Annotated in this window: 16 protein-coding genes; 2 read left to right on the forward strand and 14 right to left on the reverse strand. The window is 69.5% G+C overall.

Going from position 1 to position 15,791, the window contains the following annotated elements; all coding sequences use genetic code 11:
• On the reverse strand, nt 1-706 hold a 706-nt coding region (locus BJF83_RS16655), incomplete at its 3' end, for an ISL3 family transposase (protein ID WP_262391622.1).
• Between the two features lie 162 nt (nt 707-868).
• Here BJF83_RS16655 and BJF83_RS16660 point away from each other — a divergent pair.
• Together BJF83_RS16660 and BJF83_RS16665 are read left to right on the forward strand one after the other, a co-directional pair.
• Nucleotides 869-1,714: a tetratricopeptide repeat protein gene (locus BJF83_RS16660; RefSeq protein WP_075927017.1), complete on the forward strand. Its 846-nt coding sequence runs from the start codon at nt 869-871 to the stop codon at nt 1,712-1,714.
• A 17-nt stretch (nt 1,715-1,731) separates the two neighbouring features.
• Complete coding sequence (locus tag BJF83_RS16665) at nt 1,732-2,106, forward strand: hypothetical protein (RefSeq protein ID WP_075927018.1); 375 nt, start codon at nt 1,732-1,734, stop codon at nt 2,104-2,106.
• A 1,955-nt stretch (nt 2,107-4,061) separates the two neighbouring features.
• Here the strand turns inward: BJF83_RS16665 and BJF83_RS16670 are convergent.
• The 13 genes from BJF83_RS16670 to BJF83_RS16725 all read right to left on the reverse strand — a co-directional run bounded on the left by BJF83_RS16670 (nt 4,062) and on the right by BJF83_RS16725 (nt 15,327).
• Entirely contained in the window at nt 4,062-6,383 is a 2,322-nt protein-coding gene (locus BJF83_RS16670) for a Gfo/Idh/MocA family oxidoreductase (protein ID WP_075927019.1), read from the reverse strand.
• 426 nt (nt 6,384-6,809) lie between these two features.
• Complete coding sequence (locus BJF83_RS16675) at nt 6,810-7,622, reverse strand: phosphotransferase (RefSeq protein ID WP_394329347.1); 813 nt, start codon at nt 7,620-7,622, stop codon at nt 6,810-6,812.
• Nucleotides 7,623-7,660: 38 nt separating this feature from the next.
• Nucleotides 7,661-7,873, reverse strand: coding sequence for a hypothetical protein (locus BJF83_RS29430; RefSeq protein WP_262391624.1), 213 nt, complete (start codon nt 7,871-7,873; stop codon nt 7,661-7,663).
• 34 nt (nt 7,874-7,907) lie between these two features.
• Nucleotides 7,908-8,999 (reverse strand): glycosyltransferase, encoded by a 1,092-nt coding sequence (locus BJF83_RS26885; RefSeq protein WP_075927020.1) that lies wholly within the window; start codon nt 8,997-8,999, stop codon nt 7,908-7,910.
• Nucleotides 8,996-9,808, reverse strand: a complete 813-nt coding sequence (locus tag BJF83_RS27555; protein WP_075927021.1) for a hypothetical protein — start codon at nt 9,806-9,808, stop codon at nt 8,996-8,998. The genes BJF83_RS26885 and BJF83_RS27555 overlap by 4 nt, the downstream gene beginning before the upstream one ends.
• Nucleotides 9,796-10,677 carry a hypothetical protein gene (locus BJF83_RS16690; protein ID WP_262391625.1) on the reverse strand — a complete coding sequence of 294 codons (882 nt, stop codon included), beginning with the start codon at nt 10,675-10,677 and terminating at the stop codon, nt 9,796-9,798. Before BJF83_RS16690 ends, BJF83_RS27555 begins: the two co-directional genes overlap by 13 nt.
• A 40-nt stretch (nt 10,678-10,717) precedes the next feature.
• The gene (locus BJF83_RS16695) at nt 10,718-11,419 is read right to left on the reverse strand and encodes an HAD family hydrolase (protein WP_075927022.1); all 702 of its coding nucleotides are present in this window, start codon (nt 11,417-11,419) and stop codon (nt 10,718-10,720) included.
• Entirely contained in the window at nt 11,416-12,294 is an 879-nt protein-coding gene (locus BJF83_RS16700; protein WP_262391626.1) for a hypothetical protein, read from the reverse strand. The genes BJF83_RS16695 and BJF83_RS16700 overlap by 4 nt, the downstream gene beginning before the upstream one ends.
• Nucleotides 12,291-13,409 carry a hypothetical protein gene (locus BJF83_RS16705; protein ID WP_075927023.1) on the reverse strand — a complete coding sequence of 373 codons (1,119 nt, stop codon included), beginning with the start codon at nt 13,407-13,409 and terminating at the stop codon, nt 12,291-12,293. Before BJF83_RS16705 ends, BJF83_RS16700 begins: the two co-directional genes overlap by 4 nt.
• Nucleotides 13,406-14,296: a galactosyltransferase-related protein gene (locus BJF83_RS16710; protein ID WP_083678572.1), complete on the reverse strand. Its 891-nt coding sequence runs from the start codon at nt 14,294-14,296 to the stop codon at nt 13,406-13,408. The genes BJF83_RS16705 and BJF83_RS16710 overlap by 4 nt, the downstream gene beginning before the upstream one ends.
• Before the next feature lie 90 nt (nt 14,297-14,386).
• Nucleotides 14,387-14,569 (reverse strand): hypothetical protein, encoded by a 183-nt coding sequence (locus tag BJF83_RS26890; protein ID WP_143831936.1) that lies wholly within the window; start codon nt 14,567-14,569, stop codon nt 14,387-14,389.
• Nucleotides 14,570-14,667: 98 nt separating this feature from the next.
• A complete protein-coding gene (locus BJF83_RS16720) occupies nt 14,668-14,901 on the reverse strand; it encodes a hypothetical protein (protein ID WP_075927026.1) in 234 nt (77 codons plus the stop codon).
• Nucleotides 14,902-14,907: 6 nt separating this feature from the next.
• Nucleotides 14,908-15,327 (reverse strand): ATP-binding protein, encoded by a 420-nt coding sequence (locus BJF83_RS16725; protein ID WP_262391627.1) that lies wholly within the window; start codon nt 15,325-15,327, stop codon nt 14,908-14,910.
• Nucleotides 15,328-15,791 lie beyond the last annotated feature (464 nt).

Consider the following 15,791-nt stretch of genomic DNA (forward strand, 5'->3'; position numbering starts at 1 on the left):
GCACAGCGTCGGGCAACGCCCGGCGGATGGCTTCGGCGTAGGCGGCGAACCCGTCGCGCACCACGATCTCGATCCCGGGGTGGTCGCGCAGCCAGGCTTCCAGGGTGTCGGCGGTGCGGTCGGGCAGGACGTCGATGCGGGTGTTGGTGACCGCGTCGGTGAGCACGGTGGCGTAGCGGCGTCCCCGACGCAGCGCGAAGTCGTCCACCCCCAGCACGCGCGGCACCGGATGCCTGGGCAGGGGCAGGCGCATCAGGTTCCGCAGCGCGGTGTTCCTGGAGATTCGTGTGGCCAGGGCGGACAGCACCCGGGTGCTCGCCCGTCCGGCGAGTTCGCGAACCACCGTGCCGACCTGGGCGGCCAGGCGGGGTGTGCGCCGCTGGTAGCGGGCCAGGACACCGGGAAGCTGTTCCCGGAAGGTCTGACGGGGACAGCCGAGAGTCGGACACGCCAGGCGGCGCACTCGGACTACGACGGACACTTCCCTGGCGTCCACGGGGGTGTCGGTGAGGGTGCGCTGGTGGTAGGCGTGGACCTTCGCTGAGGGGGCTTCGCACAGCGGGCAGTGGGCTGGTCGGTCGGGGGTCCGGGCGCGGAGCCGTATCTGGGTGCCCTCGTCGAGGACTTCCTCGATGATCAGGGGGAGCAGACCGGAGAAGACGATCTTCAGGAGTTCCTTGACGTCACACTCAACTGAGCGTGACATGTTGATGCCCTACGTCACCACCGGAATGGGGACAGAGCCCTTACTCTTACAGTCCCCCAGGCCAATCTGGGCCACCAGCTCGGCTATGCCCTGGACCACCACCACTGGGACCGGGCGCAGGCCGTCATCCAAACCCTCGACGAGTACTGGCAGGTGCGGGGGATGGGGGTGGAGGCCCAGTCCTGGGCGGACCGGGTCCGCTTGGCGGTCGAGGCGGGTGATGGCGCCCCGCCCGGCCTGGGCACCCCCGCCGGGGCGCTGTGGCTGTTCACCATCGGAGCAGAATCCGACCGGCATCTGGGCGCTCACCGGCTCGATGCGGCCCAGGACACCTACGCCAGCCTTCTGGCCGCCCTGCGGGCCCAGCCCGCCTCCGACCAGCAGCGCAAACACCTCGCCGTCGTCTACCACCAGCTCGGCAGGATTGCCGAAGAACGCGGACACCTGGAGGAGGCCGAGTCCTGGTACCGCAAATCCCTGGCCATCAAAGAACGCCTCAACAACCAACCCGGCATGGCCAGGTCCTACCACCAGCTCGGCATCACCGCCTACCTACGCGGGAACCTGGACGACGCCGACACCTGGTACCACAAATCCCTGGCCATCAACGCACAACTCAACAACCAACCCGGCATGGCCTTGACCTACCACGCACTCGGCATGACCGCCCAAGAACGCGGGAACCTGGACGACGCCGACACCTGGTACCACACATCCCTCACCATCAACGCACAACTCAACAACCAACCCGGCATCGCCATGACCTATGGGCAGTTGGGGTTGTTGTGCGAGGCGCGGGGACAGGTGCGGCAGGCGCTGGAGTGGATGGTTCGAAGCGTTGCGCTGTTTCGGGAGTTTCCCCACCCCTCGACGGGGCCCGCGCCCGCCCATCTCGCGCGCCTGACCAGGCGGCTCGGCCTGCCGGTCCTGGAGCAGACCTGGCACACCGTCACCGGGCAGCCCCTCCCAGAGACGGTGCGCGCGTTCGTCCACACGACCAACACCTGACCGCCAAGGAGACACCTATGAACGACCCCGCAGCGACGGGGGCGCGGGCGGCCGCCGAGCGGCTGAGCGCGTTCCACGGCCCCCAGCTGATCACCGATGTGGAGGCCGCCCTCCACGCCCGCGACACCGACCAGATACCCGACCGGTTCCTGGACCCCGTCGCGGTGGCCGCCCTCATCGTCGCTGCCGCGACACTTTCCTGGACCGTGTACAACGACCTCAAGACCAGGACATCGGCCGCTCCCACCGCGCAGGTCGTGACCCGCACCGTCACCACCCGGCTGCGCCGCACCCGCACCCTGACCCGGGAGGAGACCGCGATCGTGACCACGACCGTCGAGGAGACTCTGACCCCACTCGACCAGCACACCCCCGGACAGACAGGAACCTGACGAGACAGCCCAAAGCTGGGCACCCAGCAGACCTCCCATCCGATGGGATGACAACCCCAGAGGCGAGGGAACCCCAGGCCAACGGGGGTGGACCTCCCGCGTGGCCCGGGGTTGGAGGCGATGTTTCGCTCCTGGTGTGCTCGCCGGTCCCGCACACCCCACCACCGCCCATCCGATACGGGCGAAATGCCGCCATTCACGACCAGGACCGAAAGCGGCCCTGTCCGCCCCGCACACCCCGAACAGGGGCCCACGGCCCGCCAGGGGCCACGGGGCCGACACCGGCCCACACACCCCCGACATCGGGAGCGACCGTGGCCCGGGGATCACCCACCAGCCACCACCACGGCGCGGCAACAGACAGCAACAGGACACCCTCTCTCCCACCAGTCTCTCCTCCACGACCCCGACGACACCCGGCGACGCACACGACACACGGTCACCGATCTCCCAGAGCCGCACCACAAGAAGCAGGCCCGTTCCGGCTCGCGTGCCCCGCCAGTCGCACGGAGCCACTCAAAGCGCTCACCACCGGCACTCCTCCACCACACGGGCCCGGGCGATCCCCCCGCCGTCTCCACCGACCCCACCGCGCGCCACGAAACGGATGCTTCAGCACAGATTGAGGAAATAAGAGAAGAGAACACGAAGAGATTCATGAGGAGGAAGGATTCGAGGGAAAGACGAACCCATACGAGGAAGACCAGGGGCGGGGTGCCCGCCGCTCGTCGGCGCGCCCCGCCCCCTACGCGAAGATCACTACCCACCTGGGTATAAGTCTGGACACGCGTCGGCCCACCTGAACCCCGTATGACCTGCGAAGATGTTGTTGGAGGGGTGGGCCACAGGGGCGGCCCAGGTGTCGGCTCACACGACGGCCCACCCGTTGGCCCTGGTTCAAATCGTGTTCACTCGGGGTTCAGCAGCCCCTCCCGGGCAGGCGCAATAAACGACTGAAACCATTCCAGAATTCTCTTCCTGCTACGCCCGTTCGATATCGCACGGCCGACCTGTAACACGAGGACGAGAACGAAGAACAACCCTCCGGGTGTGGTGCCGACGATGGACAGGGGCGGCACCACACCGGGGTGCCTGCTCTTACCAGTCAGGTCGTGACGGCGACGGCCTGCCATCGGCGCACGAGGAGGGCCAGTTCAGCGAACTCACCCTCCCCACCACTCTCAGGAACCGGAGCGGGAGCGGACACGGGCGCTGGCTCGTGAACGGTGGCCAGGAGGTCGCCGTGACCACCCCCTACAGGCGCTTCGGTCCGGCCGGGGAGGAAGCGCTCCTCCGCTCGGACGAGGTAAGGACGCACCCCACACACCCCGTCATCGTCCACACACCACCCACGCCGCCCCACATACGGGTCCCGCTGACGCGGCACCACAGGCACGCCCCCGTCAGCCCCGCTCTCCGCGTCGGCACACGAAGCCACCCTCGGCCTCCCACCCACCGGCGGCTTCGAGGCGGATTCCTCATCCGGCCGAGCACTCCGAACCGGACGCGGTCGCCGGACTTGGGGCTCTGGCGTTGGCGGCACGGCTCGGCTTGTCGAGCCGCAGAAGACGGCGGCCAGCACCGCGCCGAGCAACCAGCGCACGTGTTCGCCCCACCCCTGTCGGCGCTTGCGGTGCCGCCCGATAGACTTCTCCACGATTTCCTCCTGCGTCATCAGGTGAGAATCACGCCCCCGGTCGGTGTTTGCGGCACCGGCCCGGGGCACCCCTTCCTTTTCCTCTTCACCAGCCCCCAGACGAGGCTGGCCCCTGCCCCTGCGGGGCCTGGGGTGAGTGTCAATGGCCCCGAAGTCGTACGCCCTCGGAACTGCGCTTCTCACCCATAAACCCACACAAATAGACACAACGCGCCACAATTCCTAAGGAATGGGTGTCGAGCCTGGTCAGGGCTGGTCGATGGTCGCTTGGATGGGCGAGAAACTTCAACCCTTCCGCTCACACCTTTTCGGTCTGAGGACGGTGCGGGTCCTGGGCACGGAGGTATTCAGCGAGGGCGGCGATCCGTCGTAGGTGCGCCAGCTCCGGGCCTGGTGTTGGAGCCGTGTCAAAGAGGGCGGTGACGGCGTTCCGCAGTGCGTTGGCGAGCGGGGAGTCGTGAAGGACGGTTTCGTGGATGAGCTCACCGTCTCGGTGCGCGGCGAGTCGGTGGTGGTTGCGGTCGAGCCGTTGTCCCGTGGGAGTGGTGACGGGGGCGAACTGAAGGATGAATCGGGTGTTCCCCGCCTGCACGCTCATGTGCCGGTAGCGGCTGTCAGCAGGGCGAGGGCCGTGGTTCCGCGACGGCTGGAGCGCTGTCACGGCCTCAGGAATGAGGTTCGTGCCGAGAATCGACGAGGCCAGTTCTAGGCCAACGTTCCTGCCCGCATCGTCGTGGACGGCGGTCCGTTCGGTCAGAGCGGAGACGAACAGCCGGGGATCATAGGTCGCGTGCAGCGTGGTCGCGGAAGGCGGGGCTTCCAGATACGCCTTCATCGTCGATGGTGGCAGGACATGCGCCAGGACGGTGAGCATGTGCAGCCACTCGTAGCCCAGGACCCCGTAGGTGCGGTCGATAAATCGGCCGTTGGCGATGTCGGTGGTCCGGTCCTTGGTGAATGTGATGTTCACGCGGCGGATGCGGGCCTTGGGTTCCAGATCGGCGATCAGGTCGGTGAAGGCGGGTAGGACCCGTGCGTGTCGGTACTGGTCGTTCACCATGACCTTCGCCCCGGGGTGGGCGGCGAGCACTTCGGTGAACGCGTCGATTTCATGCCCCTGGCAGGCCGGTTTCTCCAACAGGATCCGGGCCTGGGGGTTGTGGGCCAGGATGGCGCGCACGAGGGGCAGGTGCTCGCTGGTGGGAGTGCACACCGACCACAGATCGACCCTGGCCGCCACGTTCGAGGGAAGTTCGCTGACCTGGTGGGGGAACGAACGGTGCGCGCGGGGCAGGTCCTGGTGCTTGGGATCGATGATCGCCACGTCGGCGCCGAGCCTGCTGAGGATGTCGGTGTGGAGGCGGCCGGCGACGCCGTAACCGACGACGCACACGTTCGTCTTGGCGTGTGCACGGGCGGGGTTGGGTGTGCTCGCCGTGTTGGCGGGGCGCTGCGGGTGGGCGAGGTAGAGATCGTAGTACGCCTCGAAGAGACCGGCATCGGTGATCACCTGATCGGCCCGTTCCCGGTGGAGGCCGAAGGGGGGCTTCTCCGGATCGGCGCACAGGTGTCGAGCGGCGATGAGGGTCCCGGCGCGGTACGCGTCGTAGCCCTGGTTGGGGATGGAATCGGCTTCGTACAGGTTCATGGAACGACCGTCGCCGAGCAGGACCGCGTGTCGGCCGTCGGGTAGAGGGAACCGCGTGCCGACGCCGGGGATGCTGGTGCCCTGAGGCGTGTGCACGGGGTCAGCGAGGACGGAGAAGTCGCGGGTGGCGAACGGGGCGAGGAGCACCCCGTCGGGCAGCAGTGGTAGGTCCGCGGCGGTGAGGGCTTGTTCTCCGGTGGTGCCGATGACCAGGAACGGTTGGGTCAGGCGTAGGGCATCGGCGAGGCTCCTGTGGGTGGGGTAGCCCGCTTCACCGGCACTGATCAGCGCCGCCAGGTCGGTGTCGACCACGTCGACGCGGCAGCCCAGGGTCCGCAGCGCCGGGGCGAGACGTGAGCCCAGGGTGCCGTACCCCACGAGCAGGACGTGGCGGCCGATGAACTTGCGGTCGGGAACCATGGCGCGGAGTCGCCGCATGCAGGAGTCGGCGATCTCCGGGTAGCCCAGCAGCGTCTTGGTCGTGGACCGGGCCATGTTCCACACGGGGATGCCGAGGGGTTCGGCGGCGGCGATCCGCTTGAGCCCGCTGACGGTCAACTCGATCGCGGCGTCGACGCGCCGCCGCGCGTCCTTGGCCCCGTAGCCTTGGGCGAGAAGCCCGCCGTCATCGACGACCAGTACCCGGCGGCCGTCGGTGTGGGCGGCGTCGATGAACGCGTCGATGTCGGCTCTGACGCGTTCCAGGTCAGCGGCGTGGGTGGCGGGGTCGTTGACGGCGGTGTTGTCCAGCAGGTCGCTGCGGTACCCCCGGGCGAGGAAGGTGGCGTGCACGCGCTGCCTGCGCAGAGTGCGGTCGCCCTTGTCCAGGGTGTAGATCCACTGGGACGGTATGCCCGCCCGTTCCATGCCCAGGACGAATCCCACGCTGTGTTCGAGGTAGTGGTCGCGAAACAGCAGCGCCCACTGGTCGAAGTCGGGACTGGGTGCGCTGTAGCGGTCCACGAGCGGCATGGAGGCGCGGATGCCGTCAAGTTCGGTGTCGGTGTAGGGCAGGGCCGCTGTTTCGAGCCTCGGGTGAGGTCGTGCACGATGGCCTGGTTCGGGCGGGGTCCGGAGTCGACCAGGAGTTCGGTGGTGGCGGGGACGGGGATCTGGTAGCCGAGGGTGTTCGGAGACTGTGGTGGTAGCGGCCGCCACCGCAGCGTGGCGACGGCCTGGCGTGTGGTGGCGTCGGTCAACCGCAGCGCGGTGTCACCGATCCGCTCGGCGGTCAGCGCGTGCCGTGCGGTTGTCGCGTCTACGGCCGTGTGGATCTGCTCGGTGGTGAGCGGTCCGCGGATCACGGTCCAGTGCGGTTCGCTCGGGGCAGCGGTCAGTGGATATGCAGGGGGCATGGTGTGACTCCTGAGTGTGGGTGGGGCCGTGACCGTCCGGCGGTCAGGGCTGAGAGGTGCTCGCGGTTGCGTCGTCGAGCATGGCTTCGACCTCGGGGAGGCGGTCCAGCAGCCGTGTGGCCGCACGGTGGCGCAGCACCCAGAACGCGTCCAAGTCGTCTTGGAGCAATCCCGGTGCGAGGTAGTGCTGCTTGACTCCGTACAGACTCGTCACCAGTTGGATCAGTGCCACGCGGGCGCAGGCGCGCACGTCCTGGCGCGCGGCGTCGGGGTGGGCGTCGCGGTAGGCGTGGACGAGGGTGACGGCTGAGACGGGCCAGTTCTGGCTCAGGACGACGGTGCGCGGGTCGAAGGCGATCCGGCCGAGTTCGAAGGAGACCAGGAACGGCACCGGTGGGCGAAAGTCCAACACGGCCGCGATGTCGTCGCCGTCGAACAGCAGGTTCACCGCGCTGTAGTCGCCGTGCAGGACCTGGGTGGTCAGGTCGTCCGGGAGGCCAGCGAGTAGGTCGGGGACCTGCTCCAGTGCGGCGCGCCGCTCTTCGAGTGTGGTCGCGGCGATGGCGTCGAAGTCGTCGCCTGGCCGACGGTTGGCGATCAGGTCCTGGAGGGTGTCGATGGTGGCCCGGGTTTTCGGCAGGTCCGGGTGGAACCAGTCCGTGAGGTCCGGAGGGGTGGACTGGGTCGCGGGGTGAGCGGCGAAGGTTCGGTGGATCAGGCCCAGAGCGTGCCCCGTGGCGGACAGTTGGGCGGAGGTGAGCCCGTTGGTCTCGGTGCGGCCGTCGACCCATTCCCACACCGAGATCGCGACCGGCCCAGAGCGGGTGAGGGTCTCACCTTTGACGGACGTCACCACGCGGGCGACGGGGACGCCGTGCTCACCCGCCAGCCGGGTCAGGGCGATGGCGTCGTTCTCCGCGCCATGTCCGTTCCTGGGGGGTAGCGCTTGACGAAGACGGTTCGGTCCCCGGTGGTCGCCCGGTAGTTGATCGCTCCCTGCCCGATGGGCAGTCGGTCCAGCCTCACGTGGGGCAGGTCGTAGTGGGTGTCCAGCAGCTCGGTGATCTGCGGGATGTCGGCGTCGGTGCTGGGAGTGGACTCTGGCATGGGTGGGCCTTTCCTGTTCGTGGCGGGTGGACGGTCAGTCACGTTGTCGTTGTTCGTCGGCGGCGAGGGTCTGGGCCAGGTGTGCGTACGAGGCGGTGATGCTCCGCCAACGCGACGTCCCGTCCCTCGGCCTCCGCACGGGCGGTGTGCCCGTGGTGGCCTCGTGGGCGGCCAGGGCAGGGCCCGGCCCGTGGCGGGGCGGGTAGAGGAGGCGGGGATGTCCGGTGGTCATCTCGGTGATGGCGGGCAGCTCAGGTGCGATCACTGGGGTACCGAAAGCGACTGCGGTGCCGACCGAGCTGGGGTGCAGGACCTTGGTGAAGAACTCCCACGCGCCGTCGGTGCGGTAGGGGCACCATGCGGTGTCGGCGGCCCGGTAGAGCAGGTGGACGTGTTCGGCGGGGATACGTCCGGTGTGCACGTGGACCCGTGAGCCGGTGTCGGCGGCGACCTCACGCAGCGTTCGGGCCAGGGCGGGGTCGGAACAGGGTCCGGCCAGGAACAGGTGCGTGGTGCGGGTGTGGGCGGTGAAGGCGTCCACGGCGGGGAGCAGCCCCTTGTAGGCGGTGAGGTTGCCCAGGACGAGAACGGAGGAAGGTGCGTCCGTGAGGGCGGATACCAGACCGCGCACATCGGCCGAGGGCGGCGTGGTCGCCTCGGGTGCGGTCAGCCCGGCCCATCCGCCGACCGTGATGGGAGCGTCGGTGACGGTGGCCAGATGGCGGGCGTCGGCGTGGGTGTGGGTGATCACCGCGTCAGCGAGGGCGAGGACGCCGTGTGCCGCGCGGTGGTCGGCCTCACCTGGTACACCGCCGTCGATGGGCAGGAGGTTGTGGACCGTCCACACCAACCGCCACCCCGATGAGCGCAGCCCCTCCAAGCGGTGCAGCATCACGGCGACCGCTTCGGGGGTTCGTCGCCCGTTCCTGTCGCGGTACAGGCGTTTGAGGCGGTGCAGGTTGACGACGCCGGGTGGCTCCGGCCGCCTTTCCAGTACGGCCAGATCGGGGGCGAACTCCAGGCGCAGCTCTCGGGGTGCGTGTCGTTCGAGTTCGGTGAAGTACGGGCTCGGCCAGGCCGGGTAGTCACTGACGACGACCCACGGACGGGGCCGTGTTCCCTTCATACGTGGCTCCTCCTGTGCTGTTCGCGCAGGCCCCGCCACCAGGCGGTTGCCGCCCGGTACCGGTCCAGCGCGGTGGCGGGGCTGCGGTCCGGCCCGGTCCACTCCACCGCCACTTCGATCTCGTGGTCGTCGTCGAGTCGACGTGCGATGGCCGTGGCGATCTGTGCGTGCCCGGGATGGCGGAGTCCGTGGCCTTGATCTGACAGGTGCAGGACGTTCGTCGCCGCGATCACTCGATCCAGCCCGGCGACGGTGTGCGGGCCCACGGTGGTGAGCATGGCGGCGAGTTGCGCTGTGTCGGCCAGCACCCGCAGATGGGGGGACTGGTCCAGAAGCCTTCCCAGAGCCGTGGCGGGTGCCGGGGTGAGCCAGGCGGGATGGTGGAGCTCGACCAGCAGTGGAACCGCCATCACCGGGACCGCGCCGGCCCGCTGGACCATGGCGGGGTCCAGCGGAGTGCGGGCCAGCAGGCGCACCCATCCCGCGCCGAGCGATGCGGCGGCCCAGGCCATCCGGCCCAGACTCCGGCGCGCGCGGTCACGCACCGTCGCGTCCGTGTCCAGGAGTTCGGCCAGGTCGGTGTCGGCGGTGACACCGGTGATCGGAACCGTCTGCTCGGTGACGGCGCGCCAGTGCTTCAGGGTGGCGGCGTCGCGTTCGGTGAGCGCGTATCCCCGTGTCCCGCCGCGCAGGTGGACGAAGGCGACCCCCTCAGCGCGGGCCCAGCCGAGCAGGTCGGGTACCTCCAGGCCACGTACCGATATGCTGTACAGCCCGATCCCGGGCTCCGCGCCGGTCACGGAGCCCACGCGAAGACGATGACGGGCTCCTGGGGGCGTCCCCGCCCGGCCAGGAGGGCATGCACGTTCGGTGCCCGTTCCCCTGGAACGGTACGGCACCACACCCTGATCAGGTCCGGCGGAAGGGTCTCGGCCAGGTGTGCCGCCACCGTGTGGTAAGCGGTCTGGTAGGAGCCGGTCCGCATCGGTGCGAGCTCGTGCATGCCGACCACCGTCCACCCCCCGCGGTGCATGACGGCTGCGGGCAGTACGACGTCCGCCTCCGGGGTACCGAGCAACCCCAGCACGGATCCTGGGGAGAGCGCGTCGGCGATCGGGCCGGGGTCGCCGACCGCGTCGATGACCAATCCGCTGCCGGGAGGGAGCCGGTCGACGCACTCCGCCCCTGGGGCGTGCCCGATCGGGGGCGCGGCCCGCCGGGTCAACACACGCACCTGGCGCACACCGCGTCGGCGCAACTCCAGGACGCATCCCAACGCGACCGGGCCAGACCCGACCACCACGGCGTTGTCCAGGTCCGTTCGCGCCGGTAGGCGGTCCAGACCGAGCAACGCCATCTGGCCGAACCGGGCCAGCGCCGCCACGTGCACGGATACCCCTTCCGGGGCCACGACCGCGCCGTCGATGTCAGGCTCGAATGGTGCGCCGTGTGCGACCGGTGCGATCATCCAGCCCCCGGAGCGGGGATCTCGGCCCATACTCATGTATCCGGCCGCCGAGGGCGGCTCCGAGACGGTCGCGGCCATGCGCCGCCGCTCGGTTCCGGGGCTGAGCACGCTGAATCGCCCCGTCACCACCCCTTCGGGCACGAGCCGGGGTGGGGACAGGTGCGCGCGGCCCCGTGAGAAGTAGACCCGGCCCGCGCTGGGGGACACCATTGGTGGGGCCGTGTTCGGGGATGGTGAGCGTTCCGCGGGTTCAGAGGGCATCGGTGGTCTCCAGGTAATGGGGTAGATCGCGAAGATGGGGGAGGACGCCGATCGATTCCTCCATCCCGTCGGGTCGGCCCGAGAGGGAGATCAGGACCGCCTGCATCCCCAACGCGTGAGGGGCGAGGACGTCCTTGCTGGGGGTGTCCCCGACGAACAAGGCCTCCTGGGCCGGGCACCCGCATGCCTCGATGACAGCCCTGTAGAACGCGGGGTTCGGCTTGCGAACACCGAGCGCGCTGGACAAGACCAGGGCGTCGAACAGGTCCGCGATGCCCTCCGCTTCGAGGGTGCGGCGCCGCACCCATGCGGGCCGTTGCGTGTCACACGCCAGCACGCACACCAGTCCTCGCCGGTGCAGTAGACGCAATGCCTCGGCCGCACCCTGGTCGACGTGCGCGTCCGGAATGGCGGAGAACACCGCATCGGCGGCGGCGTCCGGGTCCGGTACCCGTGCCCCACACGCTCGCGCGGCCTGACGGATCTCCTGAGCGAACGGGGTGTGCGTCTCCCGTGCGCGGTCTGTCTGGCGCACGGCCCGGTGCACGGCGTCGAAAGCGTCGGCGAACGCCTCCGGGACCAGCGTGCCGGGTGTCGCGCGCACGATGGCAGCGACCGTGCGGCCGTCGGGGTCAGGCCCCGGTCGGGCCAGGGTCCCGCCGAAATCCATCGCCAGCGCTCGTACCTTCACGATGGCCGCTCCCCTCCCGCGAGTGCGTCGATGTGTTCCGCGATCGTGCGTGGGACCCCACGCACCGTGTGCACGGGCATGGCGGTGGCCAGTGAGCGGACCAACGCCAGGCGATGCCGGATCGCGGCGGCGTCCTCGACTTCACGCAGCACCGCGTCCTCGTCCTCCATGACCCGGTCCAGCAGGTGAGCGCTGGAGCGCAGCCACTGTGTGGCCGCCGTGTGCTGGTCCAGGAGTCCGACCGTCCCGTCCCCAGTACGCGGGTCGCCGTCGACGTCGACCACAGCCACGACGGACACCGCACACGGGACGACGGGCGTCTCGTGAGCGAAGCGGGACCGCAGATCCACCTTCCCCGTGTCCGCGCCGTCACCGACGCCGATGTCGGGGAACCAGCGGCGCAGGGGTCCGCGCCGGGCCAAGAAAGCGCCCGTACCGCCGCGCACGCTGGCCTGACCGGATGCCGCCACGTCCACCAGGGCGACGTCTCCGGCCAGGACCCGCCACTCGCGCAGAGCCAACGCCGCGGTGACGAGGGTCTTGCCCGCACCGTGGCCGCCCAGCAGCAGTGCCGCCCCGTCTCCATCGGGACGGCGTAGGGCGCCCGCGTGCACGCACAGCGTGTCGTGCCCCAGGTGCAGCCGGTGCAGGCCCGCGTTGAGCGACCTCCGGGTGTCGCTTGCCCCGGCCGTATGAGGGACGAGCATGTCGACCGTCTCGGGGGCTGGATCGACGAGTAGTGCTCTGGACGAGACACCGGGCAGGTGCGGCTGGATCCGCGGCCACCAGGAGGTCAGCTTCGTGGAGGCGTCGACACTGAACTGGCGTCCGGCGCTGGACAGGGCGAACACGGCACGATCCTCATCGAAGGTCATCGCACCCCCAGGCACGGAACCAGTGCCGTGAGCGCGTCCCACACCGGCACCGTCGACAGATGCGCCATGTCCGCCACCCGCAGCGCCGCCGCCGTCACCCCCTGGGGCACATTCGACTCGCGAAGCGGTACCGGGGCCTGGACCCGTAGCGGGGCCGGGGCACCGGTCAGCCCGAGTAGATCGCCCACGTAGAGGCGCTGCGCGGGAACATCCACTGCCCGTGCGAGGGCCCCACCCCACGCGTCCCGTCCCACTTCGCCCGCCACGACCGGTCGCACGCTCCGCCCCGCCGCCCTGTCGGCGGGCTCGACGCACACCACCGCGCCCAACGGGACCGGCGGCGAGTACCTCACACCGAGCCTGCCCCTGTGTTCCAGCGGGCTCAACAGCACACGCCGCCGCACGCGCCCGTTCACCACCCGCTCTTGGACCCTGCCGCCCTGACCTGCACCAGTCAGGTCAACGGGGACGGCAACCCTCGTCGGCCAGCCGACCACCGTCAGGTCAGGGCCCACGAGCACGAGATCATCGGCCAGGAATGCCGCATCGAGTTCCGTGCACGCCCGGTGCGCCAGAGTGGACTTGCCTCCCTGCCGGCCCGCGAGGAACAGCACGGCCACGCCGTCGACCGCGACCGCCGAGGCGTGCAGCATCCTCCACCCCACGGCGAGCAATCGCGAGGCGAAGAAGGCACGGACGAGCCAATCCACCCATCGCCCATCCCGTGACCTCCCGGTATCCACCGTGACATCGGTGGTACGGCGCGCGTGATCGACGTCGACGAACACTGCGGCTCCGTCCGGCCGATAGCGACCCACCACTCGCAACGCTGGCCCGTCTCGTCCCACGACCGCCAGGCGTGGCCCGCCGTAGGGGAACGCCAGCACGGGTCGGTCCGCGAACAGTTCCCGAGCCTCGTCCTCCAACGAGGTCGCCGCTTCGCGGACTCGCACGGTCCAGTCGGCGGCCGCGTCCGGAGCCGCGAGGGCGCAGGGTGGCACCATCACCTCGAGCGTGCCCTCCACCATGGCGGGTTCCGCGGCCACGACCCGCAGTCGCCACCCCGCCAGCACGAGGTCTGTCGCTGATCCGTCCTCGGTGAACGTCGGCCTCATGTGAACACCGCGAGGTCGTCAGCGATCATGGCCTCTGGTCCCGACGCGAGCCGCTCCCGGTAGATCGCACGGTTCGCGTCGTGCTCAGCTGTGCCCGCATGCGCGTACCCGTGCTCCACGTGCGCGCACGCCCAGGTGGGATCCGTCTGCCATCCGCGGAGCACCTCGCCGTGCGCGCTCAGCTTCACCAACAGGTCGTCGTCCTCGCAGCCCCACCCGCGATAGCGCGTGCAGTAGCCTCCCACCTGGGCAAATGTCGTGCTCTCCAGCAGCAAGCCGCCCCAGTGGTAGGGGGCCCTGCTCCGCCGTTCGTCACCTGGTTCACGTACCAGACTCGGCGGAGGGACAACGGACGGTGTTCGGGTGCTCCGGCCCCGGCGCTCCCGGTCCTGCCAGAGCATGTCCTCCCCGTCTACCGGGCTCAGGAAGCCCCCGGCTTCCACGGTGGCGAAGCAGAACAATCCGTCCCGATCGGCTCCGGACGAACCGGGACGCAGACTGGCCACGGCGTTCGGGCCTTCCACGAGCCGGTACATCCAGGGCTGGCACAACGGCCGTCCATCCGCCACCCGCAGGGCCCGCGCCAGGAAGTCCCCGCCGATGGGGACCACGTCCGCGTCCGAGAGATACAGCACGCGTGCACGGGCCTGTTCCGCACCGAGATTGCGCAGCACCCCCGGAGCACACGCATCGGCGTCCGCGCGAACCACCCGTACACGCCTGTGCGTGTCCACGTCCCGCGCCACCGTGGGCGTGCTCTGGCCGGTGAAGGCGACGACGACCTCACACGGAACATCCTGTTCCAGCCACGCGGCCGTGACCTTCGACAACGCATCGCGTCCTGGGTGATCTCCGTAGAAGGGGATCACCACGCTCACTTCTGGCACCTGAATCGTTCTCCACTCGTATTCATCGATATCCCGGTGACGGTCCGGACGTCGTACCCGGCCGTTCCACCGAGGTCTGACCGCACCGCTTCACCACGGCCAAGGTGTGTGGCCCTCCGAGGCCGCTGCGGGCCGCGCGAGACCCGGGCCGCGGCAGAGCAGGACCCGTCGCCCGGTGTGGGTCATGCCGCACCACGCCCCGGTCCCCGCCCCTGTGGTGAGCGTCCCGGCGAGGCAGTCGGCGCGGATGAGGTAGAGGGTGCGGTCGTTCATCGCGAACGTGGTCGACCGGGGAGGGACGGAAGGGGGCAGGGGGTGTGGGTGATGGGCCGGGTGGAGGACCACGTACATCCCGGATTGGGGCATGGCCATCACGAGCGGGCCGCAGGCGGGTGCGCCAGCTCGCGCTCGGTACGCACGATCCGGGCGTGCAGCTCCTCGCTGGTGGCCGCCACGATCGGTGGGACGTGGGCCTGGCCCTGGAAGAAGGCGAAGTACGCTCGCGAGGCCGGACCCCACAGGATCAGCCAGAGCCGTCCGTGCCGTTTTCGGAGGCGATGGGCGGCCTGGTAGTAGTCGAGATCGTCCTCGTACCTCCACCCCACGAGGCGTCACCGGCCTTCCCCTTCAGCCGATGTCCTGGGCGCCCGGACACGGTCGACCTCGAACCACACGCTGGTGCGGCCGTCGTCGTGGTGGACCGTCCCCCACCGGTCGGCTTCCTCGGCCACCAGGAACAGACCCCGCCCGCTCTCGGCCTCCCCGTTCCCCCGGCGTAGGTGGGGGACGGTGAAATCATCGGCGCGCGGGCCGTCGTCGATCACACGGACCTGGGTGCGCCCGGGGAGCTTGAACACCGCAACCACGACCTCACCGCTGGGTTCGCCGCTGCGCGAGTGTTGGATCGCGTTGTTGAAGAGCTCGCTGGCCGACAGTTCGACGCTCGCGATCTGGCGCTCGGTCAGGCAGACCAGAGCGCGTAGACGGCGGCGGACGACCTTGGCATACGCGGCAAGGCCCGGCACGGCCATCGCATGCCCCACCGGATCGCCAAGATTCCCCACCGTCACGGGCGCAAGGTCCGTCGACGCGGTCACCCGACGGGCGAGGAGCGGCGGTGCCTCCGGCGAGCCCATTGCGGCCGTTGGCGGCAGGTCACGCCTATGGCACCGGATTTCGGAAACAGACCCCATACCAGCTCCAAACGAGCACTACTCAGCGGACGACAGGACTCACAGCTTTCGATGGGGCATGGAGCGAAATCGGAAATTGCGATCCGCGCACTCCGCTCCCAGCACGTCGGGAAGTGGATTCGCCCTTGACAGACATCAGCGCTGACGTGCGCCCCGCACCCCCGGAGTCGGCTGTGGGCACCAGAAGGTGCTCCATGATGTGGAAGCGCTGGTGAGGCTCGCCTGCCCACTGCTGGTACTGGACCCATTCCTGTGCCCTTCGGATCGGTCGGTTGTCCGGGCTCCAGGGTGGCTGTGAAAGT

This window comes from Nocardiopsis sp. CNR-923, from assembly GCF_001942255.1.
Lineage (GTDB): Bacteria > Actinomycetota > Actinomycetes > Streptosporangiales > Streptosporangiaceae > Nocardiopsis.